The 16,956-nt window shown below is 42.8% G+C and carries 19 protein-coding genes; 12 read left to right on the forward strand and 7 right to left on the reverse strand.

The annotated features are described in order from the left end of the window. The 6 genes from glpK to msrA all read left to right on the forward strand — a co-directional run. Positions 1–1,269: glycerol kinase GlpK (gene glpK, locus GX756_05420; GenBank protein ID NLC17301.1), on the forward strand; the 1,269-nt coding region annotated here is incomplete at its 5' end. Positions 1,270–1,601: 332 nt separating this feature from the next. Continuing rightward, positions 1,602–1,976 carry a hypothetical protein gene (locus tag GX756_05425; GenBank protein NLC17302.1) on the forward strand — a complete coding sequence of 125 codons (375 nt, stop codon included), beginning with the start codon at positions 1,602–1,604 and terminating at the stop codon, positions 1,974–1,976. Positions 1,977–1,990: 14 nt separating this feature from the next. Next, positions 1,991–2,428, forward strand: a complete 438-nt coding sequence (locus GX756_05430; protein ID NLC17303.1) for a hypothetical protein — start codon at positions 1,991–1,993, stop codon at positions 2,426–2,428. A gap of 12 nt (positions 2,429–2,440) precedes the next feature. Further along, complete coding sequence (gene uvrB / locus GX756_05435) at positions 2,441–4,399, forward strand: excinuclease ABC subunit UvrB (protein NLC17304.1); 1,959 nt, start codon at positions 2,441–2,443, stop codon at positions 4,397–4,399. Then, positions 4,396–7,233, forward strand: coding sequence for an excinuclease ABC subunit UvrA (gene uvrA, locus GX756_05440; protein ID NLC17305.1), 2,838 nt, complete (start codon positions 4,396–4,398; stop codon positions 7,231–7,233). Before uvrB ends, uvrA begins: the two co-directional genes overlap by 4 nt. Positions 7,234–7,236: 3 nt before the next feature. After that, entirely contained in the window at positions 7,237–7,731 is a 495-nt protein-coding gene (gene msrA, locus GX756_05445; GenBank protein NLC17306.1) for a peptide-methionine (S)-S-oxide reductase MsrA, read from the forward strand. Here the strand turns inward: msrA and GX756_05450 are convergent. Together GX756_05450 and GX756_05455 are read right to left on the reverse strand one after the other, a co-directional pair. Then, positions 7,726–8,118, reverse strand: a complete 393-nt coding sequence (locus tag GX756_05450) for a DUF4363 family protein (GenBank protein ID NLC17307.1) — start codon at positions 8,116–8,118, stop codon at positions 7,726–7,728. The genes msrA and GX756_05450 overlap by 6 nt on opposite strands. A gap of 21 nt (positions 8,119–8,139) precedes the next feature. Then, on the reverse strand, positions 8,140–8,850 hold the full coding sequence (locus GX756_05455; protein ID NLC17308.1) for a DUF421 domain-containing protein: 711 nt from the start codon (positions 8,848–8,850) through the stop codon (positions 8,140–8,142). Positions 8,851–8,999: 149 nt separating this feature from the next. Here GX756_05455 and GX756_05460 point away from each other — a divergent pair, with 149 nt between their 5' ends. Next, positions 9,000–9,662: a folate family ECF transporter S component gene (locus GX756_05460; GenBank protein NLC17309.1), complete on the forward strand. Its 663-nt coding sequence runs from the start codon at positions 9,000–9,002 to the stop codon at positions 9,660–9,662. Between the two features lie 6 nt (positions 9,663–9,668). On the opposite strand, the gene GX756_05465 is transcribed toward GX756_05460, so the two are convergent. The 3 genes from GX756_05465 to GX756_05475 form a co-directional block, all read right to left on the reverse strand. Further along, positions 9,669–10,346, reverse strand: a complete 678-nt coding sequence (locus tag GX756_05465) for a hypothetical protein (protein ID NLC17310.1) — start codon at positions 10,344–10,346, stop codon at positions 9,669–9,671. A gap of 115 nt (positions 10,347–10,461) precedes the next feature. Next, the gene (locus GX756_05470; GenBank protein NLC17311.1) at positions 10,462–10,731 is read right to left on the reverse strand and encodes a spore coat protein; all 270 of its coding nucleotides are present in this window, start codon (positions 10,729–10,731) and stop codon (positions 10,462–10,464) included. A gap of 14 nt (positions 10,732–10,745) precedes the next feature. Next, positions 10,746–10,943 carry a hypothetical protein gene (locus GX756_05475; protein NLC17312.1) on the reverse strand — a complete coding sequence of 66 codons (198 nt, stop codon included), beginning with the start codon at positions 10,941–10,943 and terminating at the stop codon, positions 10,746–10,748. 191 nt (positions 10,944–11,134) lie between these two features. Here GX756_05475 and GX756_05480 point away from each other — a divergent pair, with 191 nt between their 5' ends. The 5 genes from GX756_05480 (at position 11,135) to GX756_05500 (ending at position 15,523) form a co-directional block, all read left to right on the forward strand. Further along, positions 11,135–11,758 (forward strand): hypothetical protein, encoded by a 624-nt coding sequence (locus GX756_05480; protein ID NLC17313.1) that lies wholly within the window; start codon positions 11,135–11,137, stop codon positions 11,756–11,758. Continuing rightward, positions 11,751–12,662 (forward strand): biotin--[acetyl-CoA-carboxylase] ligase, encoded by a 912-nt coding sequence (locus GX756_05485; GenBank protein ID NLC17314.1) that lies wholly within the window; start codon positions 11,751–11,753, stop codon positions 12,660–12,662. The genes GX756_05480 and GX756_05485 overlap by 8 nt, the downstream gene beginning before the upstream one ends. Before the next feature lie 24 nt (positions 12,663–12,686). Beyond that, on the forward strand, positions 12,687–13,583 hold the full coding sequence (locus GX756_05490; protein ID NLC17315.1) for a P1 family peptidase: 897 nt from the start codon (positions 12,687–12,689) through the stop codon (positions 13,581–13,583). Beyond that, entirely contained in the window at positions 13,580–13,930 is a 351-nt protein-coding gene (acpS, locus tag GX756_05495) for a holo-ACP synthase (protein ID NLC17316.1), read from the forward strand. The genes GX756_05490 and acpS overlap by 4 nt, the downstream gene beginning before the upstream one ends. 117 nt (positions 13,931–14,047) lie before the next feature. Then, positions 14,048–15,523, forward strand: a complete 1,476-nt coding sequence (locus tag GX756_05500; protein NLC17317.1) for an NAD(P)H-hydrate dehydratase — start codon at positions 14,048–14,050, stop codon at positions 15,521–15,523. A 4-nt stretch (positions 15,524–15,527) separates the two neighbouring features. On the opposite strand, the gene GX756_05505 is transcribed toward GX756_05500, so the two are convergent. Beyond that, positions 15,528–16,805, reverse strand: a complete 1,278-nt coding sequence (locus GX756_05505) for a glycosyltransferase family 2 protein (protein NLC17318.1) — start codon at positions 16,803–16,805, stop codon at positions 15,528–15,530. Beyond that, positions 16,780–16,956, reverse strand: a 177-nt coding sequence (locus GX756_05510; protein NLC17319.1) for a hypothetical protein, incomplete at its 5' end; no start/stop codon positions are given. The genes GX756_05510 and GX756_05505, both read right to left, overlap by 26 nt.

Genomic DNA, 16,956 nt, shown 5'->3' on the forward strand with positions numbered 1-16,956 from the left:
CGCGATATCGCGGCCATAGGCATTACCAATCAGCGCGAAACCGTCATCGTTTGGGACAAACACAGCGGCAAACCCGTCCACAACGCTATCGTATGGCAATGCAGGCGCACCGCCGATATGATGGAGCGCATGGCCAAAGACGGCCTAAAGGATTTTATCCATTCCAAAACGGGTCTAATGCTGGACGCGTATTTTTCGGCGTCCAAGATAAAGTGGATTTTGGACAATGTTGCGGGCGCAAAACAAGCCGCCCGCCAAGGCAAGCTGTTGTTTGGCACTGTGGACGCCTACCTTATATGGCGGTTAAGCGGCGGCAAAGTTCACGCCACAGACTACACCAACGCAAGCCGCACTATGCTTTTTAATATCCATACGCTTAGCTGGGACGACGAGCTTTTGGAGCTTTTTGGTATCCCAAAAGAGATGTTGCCCCAAGTTTATCCTTCGGGATATTTAATGGGATATGCCGACCCTGAGATTATGGGCGCCAAAATCCCAATTTCTTGCGCCGTGGGCGATCAGCAAGCGGCAATGTTCGGGCATTTGTGCGTCCAAAAAGGCGACATAAAAAACACTTACGGCACGGGCTGTTTTTTGTTGCTTAACACGAAAGATTTGCCCTTAAAATCCAAACACGGCCTTATCACCACATTATTGGCGGGCTTGAGCGACAAACCCGATTACGCGTTGGAAGGCAGCGTGTTTACGGGCGGCGCGGTCATCCAATGGCTAAGGGACGGTTTGGGCATAATAAAAACCTCGCCCCAAAGCCAAGAATTAGCCCAAAAGGTCGCCGATACAAACGGCGTTTATCTCGTGCCCGCTTTTACGGGCCTTGGCGCGCCGTATTGGGACGCGGACGCCCGAGGCATTATCGTGGGAATCACAAGAGGCGTCCAAAAAGAACACATAGTAAGGGCGGCTTTGGAATCAATAGCCTATCAAAGCATGGATGTGCTGCGCGCTTGCGAGCAGGATTTGGGCGCGCCTATAAAAAGATTGGCGGTGGACGGCGGCGCTTGCGCCAATGATTTTTTGATGCAGTTTCAAGCCGATATAGCTAATGTGGAAGTCGCAAGGCCCAAAAACCTAGAAAGCACGGCTCAAGGCGCGGCGTATCTTGCGGGACTTGCGGTAAAATATTGGCAAGATTTAGACGAGATAAAGCAAAACGCCGAATACGATGTCTTTTATCCTAAAATTGACGACAACAAACGCCAAGCATTAATAGACGGCTGGAAAAAAGCCGTATTAAAATCAAGAAGTTAATGTCTTAAAAATTCTTTCCGAACATTTGATTAAACGCTTGTTTATTTTCCCGTTATGTTGTATAAATGTAATGGGAATTTTTTGTATTGCCAATAATAAAAGATTGCCTTTAATATAAAAGGGTTGCATCTTGACAATATAGCTTGCCAAAAAGACATACGGCGCCAAAAAAAACCCCAAAGCGTATTCGCCTTGCTTTAAATTATACAAAAAGCCGAATTTAACAATTACGCTAAATAATTTATAACGGGCAGTTTTTTGTAAAATGGTTTTGTGATATAATATTGTAAAATACGCTGTCTTTTATTAGACGGCGTCGGGAGCGCGATATTATGTTGGATAAGTTGACCAAAACTATCTTAAAGAAAATAAGTGAATCTGTGCAAGGCGAGGAATATATCATAATCAAGCTGGAAGAGCTAAAAAACTCTTTGCCGTTTAAGAGCGATAACGACGGCTTGATGTCTTCTATCAAGTTTTTGCAAAAGCAAGAGATGATATCGCTCAAATATTCAGACGAAGAAAATATATGTCTTGCTATATTGCCCCAAGGCAGATTATATTTGGAAGAACAAGAAGCCCTGTCAAGACAACGCTTTAAAAACATAAGAAAAAGCATTCTTTCAGGCGTCGGCTTTTTTATCGCCGCTATGCTAGGCGCGATAGCCGGGCAATTGATACTTAAGTTCTTTGAGTGGTTGTTCTAAATTAGGAGAGCGTTATGGCGACTATTAACAGAAAAGAAAGATTGGTAATGTATGCGATATATGATTTGGCGCAGGGCAAAGAAAGCGTGTTGCTAAGCGACGACCAAATATATTCCAAGATAAAGCCAAAAAACTACATAAAGTTTTTCAAAAAAAAGACTAATTTTAAAGACGCCCAAGCAGGCAAATTTCTTATTAAAGACAAGCCCATAGCCCAAGACAGCATTAAGGATATTGTCTATGTGCTAAGCTACGCGGGGTATTTTGAGCTCACTACCGCTATGGACAAGGACAAGCCAGTCTATGTCATAGACATGAAAGACAAGGGTAAAAACTTCTTAAGGGACGAGCGCGACAGAAAGAAAAATATTTATCTATTAATAAGCAGAACCATAGCTTTGGCTGTCTTGAGCTTTTTGGTAAGCATGATTTTAAGGGCAATACTAAGTTAAAAAGAGATATTAATGGAACATCGTTTTATACTGGAATCAAAGTTTTCGCCGACAGGCGATCAGCCTGCCGCTATCTCTAAACTAACCGAAGGCATCCAAAACGGTCTAAAAAATCAGGTGCTTTTGGGCGTTACGGGAAGCGGCAAAACTTTTACTATGGCGAATGTCATCGCCAATGTCAACAGGCCCGCTTTGATAATAGCGCACAACAAGACGCTGGCGGCGCAGCTTTGCAACGAGCTGAGGGAGTTTTTTCCGCATAATAGAGTGGAGTTTTTTGTCAGCTATTACGACTATTACCAGCCCGAAGCGTATTTGCCCGTAACGGACACCTATATAGAAAAAGACATGTCAATCAACGACGAAATAGACAAGCTGCGTCACTCTGCTACCTGTTCGCTGTTTGAAAGGCGGGATACCATAGTCGTCGCGTCGGTTTCGTGCATTTACGGTTTGGGCGCGCCCGAGGAATATTTTAATTTGTCCATATCTTTGCGCCCGGGCGACAAACTAGACCGCGACCAATTGATAAGGAAACTTATTGACATCAATTACAGGCGCAATGATTTGGAGTTTGCGCGCACGCATTTTAGGGTTAGGGGCGATGTGGTGGAAATATTTCCCGCCAACAAATCCGAAATCGCCCTAAGGGTAGAGTTTTTTGGACATGAAATAGACCGCATTTGCGAGATAGAAGCGCTTACGGGCAAGGTAATATCCGAGCTAAAGCACGCGGCTATTTTTCCCGCGTCCCATTACGCCGTAGAACAGCAAAGATTGCAAGAAGCGCTAAGGAAAATAGAGCTAGACAAACAAGCCCAAGTAGAATATTTCAAGCAAAGAAACAAACTCATAGAAGCCCAGCGCATCAATGAAAGGGTGAATTACGACTTGGAGATGCTAAGGGAAATGGGCTATTGCAACGGCATAGAAAACTATTCGCGTTATTTTGACGGGCGAGAACCGGGCGAGCCGCCGTTTACATTATTGGATTATTTTCCCAAAGATTTTATCTTGTTTATAGACGAATCCCATATGACCATTCCCCAGATAAGAGGGATGTATAACGGCGATATCGCCCGAAAAACCAACTTGGTGGAATACGGCTTTAGGTTGCCCGCGGCTTTTGACAACAGACCGCTTAACTTCGCAGAGTTTAACGAACGCATAGGCCAAGTGATTTATGTCTCGGCCACGCCGGCAGAATATGAATTGGGCATTGCCGACCAAGTTGTCGAGCAATTGATAAGACCCACGGGACTTGTTGACCCTGAGATTGAGGTAAGGCCGATAAAAGGCCAAATAGACGACCTTATTGGCGAGATTAATAAGACCATATCAAACAACTTTAGGGTATTGGTTACTACCCTGACCAAAAAAACCGCCGAAAACCTTACCGAATATTTGATAAACTTCGGCATTAAAGCCCGCTATCTCCATAGCGAGATAGACACCCTAGAACGCATAGAAATAATAAGCTCTTTAAGAAAAGGCGAGTTTGATGTTTTGGTGGGCATTAACTTGTTAAGGGAAGGGCTGGACCTGCCCGAAGTGGCGCTTGTGGCTATCCTGGACGCCGACAAGGAGGGCTTTTTGAGAAGCGACAGGGCGATTATCCAGACCGTAGGCAGAGCCGCCCGCAACGCCCAAGGCAGAGTCATACTTTACGCCGACGCTATCACGGGCTCTATGCGGCGGGCCATAGACGAGACCAACCGCCGCCGCGCCAAACAAATAAGTTACAACAAAGAACACAACATAGTCCCCAAGACAATAATAAAAGATATAACAAACACATTAGAAATAACCAAAAAAGCGGATACTACTTCTAATATAAAAACCGAAGACATCCCCAAGGAGATAGAAAAACTCAAGGTGTTAATGGACCTTGCCAGCAAGAGTTTGGACTTTGAGCAGGCCATAATAATTAGGGATGAAATCGCCAAATTAAGAAGAAGGCTGAAAAAATGAGCGAGAACATTGCTAACAAAAACTTTATAATAATCAAAGGCGCAAGGGAAAACAATCTAAAAAACATAAACCTAAAAATCCCGCGCAATAAGATGGTGGTTTTTACCGGCATATCGGGCAGCGGCAAAAGCACGCTTGCTTTTGACACCATTTTTGCGGAGGGCCAAAGGCGCTATATTGAAAGCCTTTCCTCATACGCGCGCCAATTTTTAGGGCAGACTTCCAAGCCCGATGTGGATTCAATAGAAGGGCTTTCGCCGGCTATCAGCATTGACCAAAAGACCACTTCCAAAAACCCGCGATCGACCGTGGGAACGATAACCGAAATCTACGATTATCTAAGGCTTCTTTACGCCAAAGTAGGCAAAGTTCATTGCCCAAATTGCGGCAAAGAAATCACGCGCCAAACCATAGACCAAATAGTCGATCGCATAATGGCGATGGGCGAGGGCGCTAGGATTATGGTTCAAGCGCCCGTCGTCAGAGGCAAAAAAGGCGAGTTTGCCAAGTTGTTTGAGCATTTTAGAAACAGCGGCTATGTAAGAGTAAAGGTTGACGGCCATATTTATACTTTGGACGAGGAAATCAAGCTTGAAAAAAACATAAGGCACAATATAAGCGTGATTGTGGACCGCCTAATTATAAATAAAGATATAACAAAGCGCCTAACCGAAAGCGTGGAAAACGCGCTAAAACTCTCGGGCGGGCTTGCGGTCATAGACAACGAGGGCGTAGAAACATTGTTCTCGGAAGCCTACGCTTGCGTGGATTGCGACATCAGCATAGAGGAATTGGAACCTAGGCTGTTTAGCTTTAACAGTCCTTTTGGGGCGTGCCCCGATTGCACGGGGTTGGGCTTTAAAACCGAGATAGACCCGAGCTTATTAGTCAAAGACGAAAATTTATCCATTAACCAAGGCGCGATAGCCGTCCATGGCTGGAATTTGGACACCAACAACCATATGAAAATGTACTTAAAGGCGTTATCCGAAAAATACGGCTTCAGCATGGATACGCCTTTTAGGGATTTGCCCCAAGAGATTGTGGACATTATTTTTTACGGAACGGGCGACGAGAAGTTTGAGTTTACATACAAATCCAATTCTTTTAGCGGCAAGTATTACGCCACGTTTGAAGGCGTAGTCAACAACCTCGCAAGAAGATACCGCGAAACATCGTCCGAATACATCAAATATGAAATTGAGAAATATATGAAAACCGTCCCCTGTCAGACCTGCCACGGCAAGCGTTTGCGAAAAGAAGCCTTAAGCGTCAAGGTCGGCGGTTTAAATATTTTTGAGTTATGCGAAAAGCCGGTCAATAAATGCTATCAGTTTTTTGAGAACTTAAAGCTAAAAGGCAACGAATTAATTATCGCCCAGCAGATTATCAACGAAATAAAGGCAAGGCTGCAATTTTTGATTAATGTCGGCCTTGACTATCTCACCCTTTCGCGAAGCTCAGGCACGCTATCGGGCGGCGAAGCCCAAAGAATAAGGCTTGCCACCCAGATAGGCAGCGGGCTTATGGGCGTTGTGTATATACTGGACGAGCCAAGCATTGGATTGCACCAGCGCGACAACGGCAGATTGCTCGCGTCCTTAAAAGGCCTTAGGGATTTGGGCAACACTTTGATAGTGGTGGAGCACGACGAAGAGACCATACGCGAAGCGGACTATATAGTGGATATTGGACCGGGCGCGGGCGAGCATGGAGGCAGGCTTGTGGCTACGGGCAGCTTGCAAGATATTATTAACACGCCTGAGTCCATTACGGGCAAGTATTTAAGCGGCCAAAAAAGCATCGCGATCCCCAAAAAAAGAAGGAAAAGCGACAAGTTTTTGGTCATAAAAGGCGCCAAAGAAAACAACCTCAAAAATATAGACGTCGCCATTCCCATAGGAGTGATGACGGCTATAACCGGCGTGTCGGGCAGCGGCAAAAGCTCGCTTATCAACTATACCTTGTATCCCGCTTTGGCGAGCGCTCTCAACAAAAGCAAAAAAAAGCCCGCCAATTGCGACGGGGTTTTGGGCTTGGAGTATCTTGACAAGGTTATAGACATCGACCAAAGCCCAATAGGGCGCACGCCTAGAAGCAACCCCGCGACTTACACGGGCACATTTACTATGATTAGGGAATTGTTCGCGGCCACGCCCGACGCTCAAGAACGGGGATACAGGCCCGGAAGGTTTAGTTTTAACGTAAAAGGCGGAAGATGCGAGGCCTGCCAAGGCGACGGCATCAAAAAAATAGAAATGCACTTTTTGCCCGACGTGTACGTGCCTTGCGAGGTGTGCAAGGGCAAAAGATACAACCGCGAAACCTTGCAGGTAAGATATAAGGGAAAAAACATAGCCGATGTTTTGAATATGACGGTGGACGAGGCGATGGCGTTTTTTGAGAATTTGCCGTCCATTTACAAAAAAATCAAGACTTTGCACGAAGTCGGCTTGGGATATATAAAATTAGGCCAGCCCGCCACCACCCTGTCGGGCGGCGAGGCCCAAAGGGTAAAATTGGCCACCGAATTATCCAAGCGCAGCACGGGCATGACCGTCTATATCTTAGACGAGCCCACTACGGGTCTTCATATGGCCGATGTGGACAGGCTTATCAAAGTGCTTCAATCCTTGGTAGAGGGCGGAAACACCGTGATTATAATAGAACATAACCTTGATGTGATTAAGGTATGCGATTATATTATAGATTTAGGGCCGGAAGGCGGCGAACAGGGCGGGCGAGTAATCGCCGCGGGCGCGCCCGAAGAAGTCGCCCAAATGCCGCATAGTTATACGGGACAATATCTAAAAAAGCTGTTTGAGCGGGGATAAAATATGAAACCCAAAGAAATATACTTAGCGGGCGGATGCTTTTGGGGCGTGGAGGAGTTTTTTAGCCGAATTGACGGCGTCTTGCAAACTTATGTCGGCTATGCCGACGGCAAGCAACAACGCACAACATATAACGATTTGAAAAAGACCGATCACAGCGAAACGGTATATATCCAATACGACGCGGATAAATTGACTTTGGAAAAACTTCTTGATTATTTCTTTTTGATTATTGACCCTACTAGCGTTAACCGCCAAGGCAACGATATCGGCAGGCAATACAGGACGGCCATTTATTATACGGACGAGCGCGATTTGGACATTATCCAAAAGCGCGTTCAGGCCGAGCAACTAAAACATAATAAACCCATTGTCACAGAGGTAAAGCCGATAAATAATTTTTGCCTTGCAGAAGAATACCACCAAAAATATCTAAAAAAGAACCCCGGCGGTTATTGCCATGTGGATATTAGCCTGCTGGACAAAATCAAATCATAAAATATTTTGCAATGTCGGATAAAAGTAACTCAAAATCATCTCGCAGTTTTTTATTATAGCGGCGGCGGCGGTATTCGCCATATTATAATCGTTTTGATGGATATGGCTGTTTAACGCCGTTATTTTATAGCTTAACTCGTTGATTTGCATATGCGAAAAAAGAAAATGAAAGATAATTTTGTCTTTGTTCCATTGATTTTCTATTTCGCTTATGGTTTGTTTATTTAGCGGCGTGTCAATATGTTCTTTGTCCTGCTCCATATATTCATACAAAATTTTTATTTGGCTGTCCAAATTTTTTATCCTGTCTTCCACATAAAACATTTCCAAAATGGACGCCGTCATTAAAACAACAAATACGATTATAGCCACTATCCCTCTGTTCATTGATTGGTCCTTTTTAAAAATTTACGCGGAAGTCTTTAATTCCTTTATATTGGCGGTGATGTATTTGCCTTCTTTGGGCTGTATATATGTAAACCCTTGCCCGTCGGCATAAGCGAAAGCGATTTGCTTGATTTTTTTATTGGTTTTGGCTTTTATGATTTTTTCCAATTGTTGTTTGGTAATTTTAAAGTAATTTAGGTTAATCGCCTTTCCGTCAATTATCAACGACACGGGCGGCGTTTGCTGCTTGGGCTTTAGCTTGACATCGGAAGGCTTTAGCGGTGCGTATTCCGCTTTAGGTATGATGCATAATTTTCCGTTGGTCTCAAACATAGCGTAATAAATTTCGGACAAGTCAAAATAGCCTTGGCTTCGGGCCGCTTCCAAAAGGTCGTTTAGGTTCATATTAAGTTGTTTCAGCGCTTTATAATTAATGCCGTAGGGGTCTATCACCATTACGCTGTGCCCGTCTATGAGCGCTCTGAATTTTAACGATTTACGGGACAAAAACGATATCAAATAATGCAACAAAAACAAAGTTAAAATGGGCACAATTCCATAAAATAAGGGTATGGCGGGGTCGGACATAGGCACGCAGGCGACCTCGGCGATAATATAAGTAATCACAAGCTCAATCGGCTGCATTTCGCCGATTTGGCGCTTTCCCATCATCCTGATAACAAATAATACTAGCAAGAGTATGATAATTACCCTTATAATTATAGTAAACATAAACTTAATATATGGAAAATTATGTATTTTATTCTTTTGTTTTTTGCGCCGAAGCCCGCAAAATTTGATTGCCTTATAATACAGATTAGCTTATAATGTATAAACATACAAAAAAATTAATAAAAAAATTCAAAAGGAGATGCCCGACATTGAGTGAAAAGAAAAACTTCGCTCAACAGGAAATTGCGCCTTGCGAAGATAAAACGCAACCTGCTGAGCCCAAAACAAAAAAATCGGTTGCGTATTTTTTTAGCCTTGACGCAACCCGCCGCGCCGCGTATTTGGCGATACTGATTGCCTTGGCGATAGTATTGAAATTGTTTGGAATTGACCTGCCCGTCGGCAAAGTAAGCCTGTTTTATATTCCTTGTTATTTGGCGGGCGCGTTTTTTGGCCCGTTCGTAGGTTTTACGACCGGCGCGCTGGGAGATTTGATCGGCTTTATAATCAAAGGCGGAACGCCCAATCCTATAATCACTCTCGGCAATGGGATAATGGGTTTTATTGTGGGCGTTGCGTTTAGGATTTTTCCCAAGCTAAAGCCCGAAATTAGACTTACTATAGGCGTTTATATTTCTATGCTGGTTTGCACCTTGGGAATTAACACATTGGGTCTTGCCGTTATGTATGGAAGCCCGTCTTTTACGCTTTGGCAAAATTACTTGGCGCAATTGGCGCATGGCGCCATACCCCGGGTGTTATTCCAGCCCATAGTAATAACCGTTAACTTAATAATAACAACGGGCTTGTATTATGTTTTGAGAAAATATTTGATTAAATATTTGGGATTTAGCCAGCAAAAAAGCTCCTAAGAAATCTTAGGAGCTTTTTTTTAATTTGTTTTGCAGCCTTTTTGTTTTGGATTCATAGCCGCCTTTGGTTTGGTCGTTTGGGCTAAGATCGGCGGCTTTTTGGCATAAACTTATGGCTTTTGCGATGTCGTCTTTGGATTCCAAATTGATAAGATAATTAAAATACCTAATATTATTTTTCATCTCCTCGTCTTTTTGGATTTTTTCATAACATAAACCTTTGCAGATTTTGCGCGCCGTCGGATTATCCTTTAGAGAATAAAAATATTTTATTTGCCTGCTTTCAACATAAGCGTAAGAAGGCGGTTCATAACAGTTATATTTGGCGAATTCAAACATCTTAAAGGCCAAATCAACGCTCAGCTTATTTTTATACGCCGACGAGTATTTTACAAAATCCTTAAAAAAAGATTGATTGTCTTCGTTATTGACAAACAGTTTGCGTTTTAGGCCGACCTTTTTGCCCGGCTCGTACGCAAACCACCATACAAATTCCTGCCGCTGATTTTTGTTTAATGTTTGAAAAAAAGCGTCAAAAACAGGGTCGTCAATTTTTTGGGGACAAAAACTTATGCCGAAGACATTAATCCATAATTCATATAACAATAATCCAAATAAGCCTATGCCGATGGCCGTAAGCTCCACAATCAAACCCAGTTCTTGCGCTTTCAAACCAAAAAGCATATTTCCTCCTCATATTTAGGACAGGCTTTTTAGCGCTTTGATATATTAATATTGCTTATGCGTCAAAAAAAAGAACGGTTTTGCCGTTCTTTTTTTGAAAAATTTAAAATTACCTTTAGTTCATGGCGCCCAGCATATTTCCAAATTTATCTTTGGCTTGGGCGACTTCTTGTTCGGGCGCGTCTTTTACCGAATAATAGCCGCGCGATTGCATGGCGTTAAATACGCTGAATTGGTCGTCCGCAGAAGCCTGCAGATTTTGGTTTAGCGTTTTTCTAAGCTCGGGGCAAGAGGCCTCTATCAAATAACTGCCGTAATATTTTACAATGTCTTTTTCCAATACTAGCATGTCGTGCAACATATCTTTTTCAGTTAAATTACCCATGGTTGTCCTCCTATTTAATTATGGATTGCAAGATAATCGTTTAGCTTGGTATATCTTGATTTATGGTTTTGCGCCAAAACATTAAACTGGTCTTTTAATTGCTGGTCTTTAAACTTGGATTTGTATTCTGTGGCTTTTTTGTAAGCAAGCTCTTCCAGCATCATCATTTCGGTTAAGATTTCTAGGTTTTTGGTCGTCAATTTTTTGGACATTTTGTTACCTCCTTATGTGTTACGAAGTTTAGTATTAGTATTTTATTATTAATTATTCTTTTTATAAATAAAATCAAAAATTTAGTTTTTGGCGTTAAAAGCATAATTTTCCCAAGTTATTTTATCTTTTTTATAAAACTTTTAAATTTGCCCAAGTCACGTCCAATATGGTATTATGTAAATATCAAATTATGTCTAAGATTACCGATATAACGCCCCAAAAAAACAACAAATCGCGCGTCAATATCTATATAGACGGCGAGTTTGCTTGCGGAATGGAATCAATAATAGCGCTTGAGAACAGGCTTAAGGTCGGAACGCAAATCAGCTTGGAAGAGTTGCGGGAGTTATCGCGACAAAGCGACATAGAGAGCGCTTTTACAAAAGCGGTAAAACTATTATCGCGGGCGCTAAAGACCCAGCAAGAGCTAAAAAATTATTTGACCAACAAGGGCTATTCTTTAGATGTTATTGACATAGTAATTGACAAACTCAAAAGCTATAACTATATCAACGATACCGAATACGCGACCGCGTATATTAACGAAAAGAAAATTAAAAACGGCAAAAAAAAGATGTATATAGAGCTTAGGCAAAAGGGCGTAAGCGATAAAATTTTGGAAAAAGTTTTAAAGACAATAACCAAAGAACAAGAAATACAAACCATAAAAAGATTGACCGAAAAATATATCAAAGGCAAAACGCTTGACATCAAACTCAAAAAAAATCTAGCCAACTATCTTTATTCTCGCGGTTTTGAATGGGGCGACTATATTGATATAATCAACGATTTGTTCGGGGATCAAGATGATTGACAAGGTTTTGGGGATATTATATCAAAACATAGGCGAGTTTATCTCGGGCGAGTTTATAGGCAAATCTTTGGGCGTCAGCCGAGCCGCCGTTTGCAAAGCGATAAGAGAGCTAAAGCAAAAAGGCCTTGATATCGTAAGCGTCTCAAAAAACGGGCACAAGCTGACGGGTCTTAACGGTTGTCTGGACGGCGATATAATATCCGCGCTGACGGGCAAAAAAACGCTGTTTTTGGAAGATTGCCAATCAACCAATTTGGAAGCGCGCAAACTTTTGGAAACCGCGCCCATAGAATTAGTAGTTGCTACCAAACAGTCCAAAGGTCGCGGACGAAGAGGCAGGGATTTTGTTTCTTACGAAGGCGGCGTCTATATGACATATATTATCAAGCCCGAGCTAGCCCCCGCCCAATCTATGCTTATTAACTTGGCGGCGGGCTTGAGCGTGTTTGACGCCTTGACCAAATACGGTTTTGACCCTTTTTTGAAATATCCCAACGACATATATATCAATGGGAAAAAAGTATGCGGCATATTGACTGAGACTTTGGCTGATTTTGATATGTTGCAATGGGCGATTGTGGGAATCGGGATTAATGTCAATAACGACTTGCCGCAAGACTTAAAAGATAAAGCGACCTCGCTTGCTTTGGAAAAAGGCCAAAAATTTGACAGGGCGCTGATTATTTCGGATGTGATAAAAAATTTTGATTATTATATAAATCAAGATATTGTAATGCATTATAGAAAAAAATGTGCTATGATAGGCAATGAAATAACAATTATAAATGACGCCTCGTGCTTTGCGGCAAAAGCCGTTGGGCTTACCCAAGACGGATTGCTTGTAATAAACCGTCAAGGCAAACAAGAGGTTGCCGTAGGCGGCGAGGTCAGCATAAAATTTTGAGAATATTTACAAGGTGGATAAATTATGGAAAACGTAATGATTGGCCATTGCAATAACGACTATACGGGCGTCAGCGTGGTAATCTTTCCCGAAGGCGCCGTCGCGGGCGCGGATGTGCGCGGAAGCGCGCCCGGCACGAGAGAAACCGATTTGTTAAAGTGCGGCAATTTGGTCAGAAAAATTAACGCCATAACGCTGGCGGGCGGCAGCGCTTTTGGGTTGGACGCCACAAGCGGAGTGATGAGGTTTTTGTATGAAAAAGGCTGGGGGTTTAACACGGGAAAACATGTGGTGCCCATTGTTTGCGGCGCCGTGTTGTTTGATTTGAATGACGGCAAATTGCATTATCCCGACAGCGAAATGGGTTATACGGCTTGCAAAAACGCCAAAGAAAACAACGACCAATGCGGCAGGGTAGGCGCGGGCAAGGGCGCGACCGTCGGCAAGATTTTGGGCTTGTTTTCTTCAAGTTGGGGCGGCGTAGGCGTGGCTAGCGTCAAAATAGGTCAAGCCGAAGTGGGCGCGATAGTCGCCGTCAACGCGTTTGGCGATATCTTTGATTGCCATAACGGCAGGATTTTGGCGGGCGCCAAACTAAGTTTGGGCGAATTTTTGGATACGACCAATTATATGCTTAACCATGACCTTAGCATGTATGAAAATAAAATGGGCTTTAACACCACTATCGGCGTTGTGTATACCGACGCCGCTTTGGACAAGGAACAGGTAAATAAAATGGCGAGCATAGCGCATGACGGGCTTGCCTTGTCCATCAGGCCTGTGCATACAATGCTGGACGGCGATACTATGTTCGCCGCAAGCGTGGGCGACAAGCGCGCCGAATTTAACAGCCTATGCGTAGGCGCAACCGAAGCCGTAAGGCTAGCGGTTTTAAACGCGGTAAAACCTCAAATAAAATGATAGGGATAGATATTGTTGAAATAGAAAGGATAAAGACGGCGCTTGAGCGCACCAAATCTTTTTACCAAAAAGCCTTTACCCGATACGAGCGCAAATACTACGAGGCCAACGGCAAAAAGATTAGCACATTGGCGGGCATCTTTTGCGCCAAAGAAGCCGCTGTCAAAGCGCTGAAAACGGGCTTTAACGGCATAGGCTTGCAGGATATAGAGGTAAGGCATACCGAATCGGGCAGCCCTTACCTTGTATTTTTTGGCGAGGCTCAAAAATTAACGCAAGGCAAGAGCGCCGAGGTCAGCATTTCCCATAGCGAAAATTACGCCGTCGCCGTGTGCATAATCAAATAATTATATAAGCCGTTAAACTTTGCAAAAAATAAAACATCTAAAAAATTGGCTGTTTGGCTTTATAGGATATATTTGATAAAAAATCAAATATTTTATTAAAAGGGTTTATTAAAAAATATGTATTTATATTCCTCCCGACAAATGAATGAGATTGACCGCTATAACGAGCAAGTCTTAAAAATAGACACGATCGGACTTATGGGCTGGGCGGGCAAGGCTTTGGCGCTAGCCGCCAAAGATTTAGGCATAAAAAGCATAGCCATTGTTTGCGGAACGGGCAATAACGGCGGCGACGGCTTGGCTTGCGCTGTTTTTTTGTCGGATTTTTTGGCTGTGGATGCGTATTTGACGGGCGAGATAAGAAGCCAGGCGGCTAAACATTATTTAGCCCAAGCTCAAAAAAAGAAAATTAACATATGCCAAGACTTTGAAAAAGATTTTTCAAAATACGATTTGATAATAGACGCCATCTTTGGCACAGGGCTAAAAAAAGAAGTAACGGGCGAATATAAAGAAATTATAAACGCTATTAACGGAAGCGGCGCTTATATAATCAGCGCCGATATCCCAAGCGGTCTTAACTCAGACAATGGTATAATAGAAGGAGTTTGTATAAAAGCGGACTTGACAGTAACCTTTGTGGGATATAAATTAGGCCAATTTTTCAACCAAGGCCCTGATGTTTGCGGCAAAATTGTTTTGGACGATATAAAGGCCGTCATTCCTCAGGGTAATTATGTTTATGTCCCCGAGCGGGCGGTTTTGCCAAAACGCAAAAAAAATTCGCACAAGGGCGACTTTGCCAACATCAAAATCATAGCGGGAAGCGACACGATGTGCGGCGCAGCGTATCTGGGTTTAAGCGCGGCTAAAGCGGCGCTAAGAAGCGGCGCGGGCTTGGTTACTTTGGCCGCGCCGTCTTCCATAAAATGCGCCTATATGTCAAGGGTAACCGAAAGCATGCTTTATTTTTTGTCCGATAAAGACGGCAAGGTAATCTTTGTAAAAGACGAAATTGACGAGCTTTTAAAAAAGGCCGATGTTTTGATAATAGGAATGGGACTGGGCACAAGCTTAGAAGTTAGCAAAATAATTGATTATGTTCTTCAAAATTATTCCATAACGGTTATTATTGACGCCGACGGATTAAACAGCCTTAACTTAGACAGCTTAAAAGGAACGAAATGCAAGGTCATCCTGACCCCGCATATGGGCGAGTTCGCGCGGATGATGAAACTGCAAATAGACGATATCAAGCGCGACCCTATCGGCCTTGCCAAAAAATTTTCGCAAGAGTATGGCGCAATCGTAGTTTTGAAAAGCAACGCCACTATTATTACCGACGGGGAGCAAGTTTGGCTCAATATAACGGGAACGCCCGCTCAAGCTAAGGGAGGCAGTGGCGATGTTTTGGCGGGATGTATGGGCGCGTTGCAAAAAATATTGCCGCCGTTAGAGGCTTGTTTTGCGGCGTGTTATATAACGGGAAGCGCCGCGATTTTGGCGGAAAGCCAAAAAGGCTCCTACAGTGTTTTGGCAAGCGATGTTATAGAGAATATCCCAAATGTCATAAAAGACTTGATAGAAAAATAATATTTTATTTGATTTTGCTCTTTAGCTGGTCTATGGTTTGCGTATTTGCGCGCGTTATCGGCTTCCAACCTTTTATTTTAAACAAAGCGCGGTAAATTATATACACATAAGACGCCATGTTGATTGGAAAGGTAAAGGCGTATAATATCTTTTTATATGTAGGCGCGATTATTTTTTTCCATTCCAAAACCGTAACAGTTAGGGCTACAAACGCCAAAATCCCATAAAAAACGCCTAAAATAATCAATAGTTTAATAATAATATCGCCCAAAAGCAATTCGGGCGATAATATCGCCAAAATAATTTGAACGATAGACGAGCCTATTCCCCAAGTAAATGTGATAAGCGGGATAGGCAACAGCACAAAGTTCAAGTCGTGCGCCGCGAGCTTTCCGGTCTTAAATAAGGTCTTAAAGTATTTTAAAGTAAACAATGTCATGCAGATATAATTGCCTCTTACCCACCTGATTCTTTGGTTGAACATATCTTTTAGGGACGAGGGCTGTTCGTCATAAAAAACGGCGTCGTAACATTGGATGATTTTATGTCCTTTTAATACTTCTGAATGTGAAAATTCCAAGTCCTCGGTCAAAGTCCTATAAGGCCAGCCGCCTTCGTCTTTTAGGATTTGATAATCCACATAAAAGCCCGTTCCGCTTATATGCGTGGAAGTGTTTAGCTTGGTGCGCGCCCTATGTTCTATTCGTGATTGTTCCAAATAAATCATTCCGCTTCCCGCGGCCACCCAATTTTGATCGTAATTTTTGGGCATCCTGTATCCCGTGATTATTTTGTGCCCTTCGGCCACGGCATCGTTCATCTTGCCGATAAAGTCTTCGGCCAAAAGGTTATCCGCGTCAAAAAAGAAAAATCCCTTATAATCTTTGTCTTTATAATCCTCAAATATTTTGTTTAGGACATAATCCAAAGCATAGCCCTTGCCCTTTTTTTGATTGTCAAATCTTTCGTAGACAATCGCCGAGGCTTGTCTGGCTATTTGGGCGGTATTGTCCGTGCAGTTGTCCGCCACCACAAATATGTCAATGAGTTCGGAGGGGTAGTCTTGTTTTTTGATGCTGTCAATTAATTGGGCTATTACTTTTTGCTCGTTTCGCGCGGGGATTATTACGCCATATCTAAAAAACTCGGACGATTTTTTAAATTTTTTGGGCGGCAAAAAGACCGCGACAAAAAAATAAACAAAAAAATGGAAACTCAAAACCAATAAGACAATAGTCATTATAAGCGAGACATTGTCAATTATTTTTATTATTTGGATCATTTTCTTCCCTCGTGTTTTTGATTTTTATCATTTGCGCGTTCTTTTGGGCGACAGTTAGCAACAATAGCGTTGAAATCGCTAAATAATAAATTACCAAAGTAACATCAATCAATCCATACAGTTCCAAAGACGCAATAGACATCATAATAGC

It is taken from the genome of Clostridiales bacterium, assembly GCA_012512255.1.
Classification (GTDB): Bacteria; Bacillota; Clostridia; order Christensenellales; family DUVY01; genus DUVY01.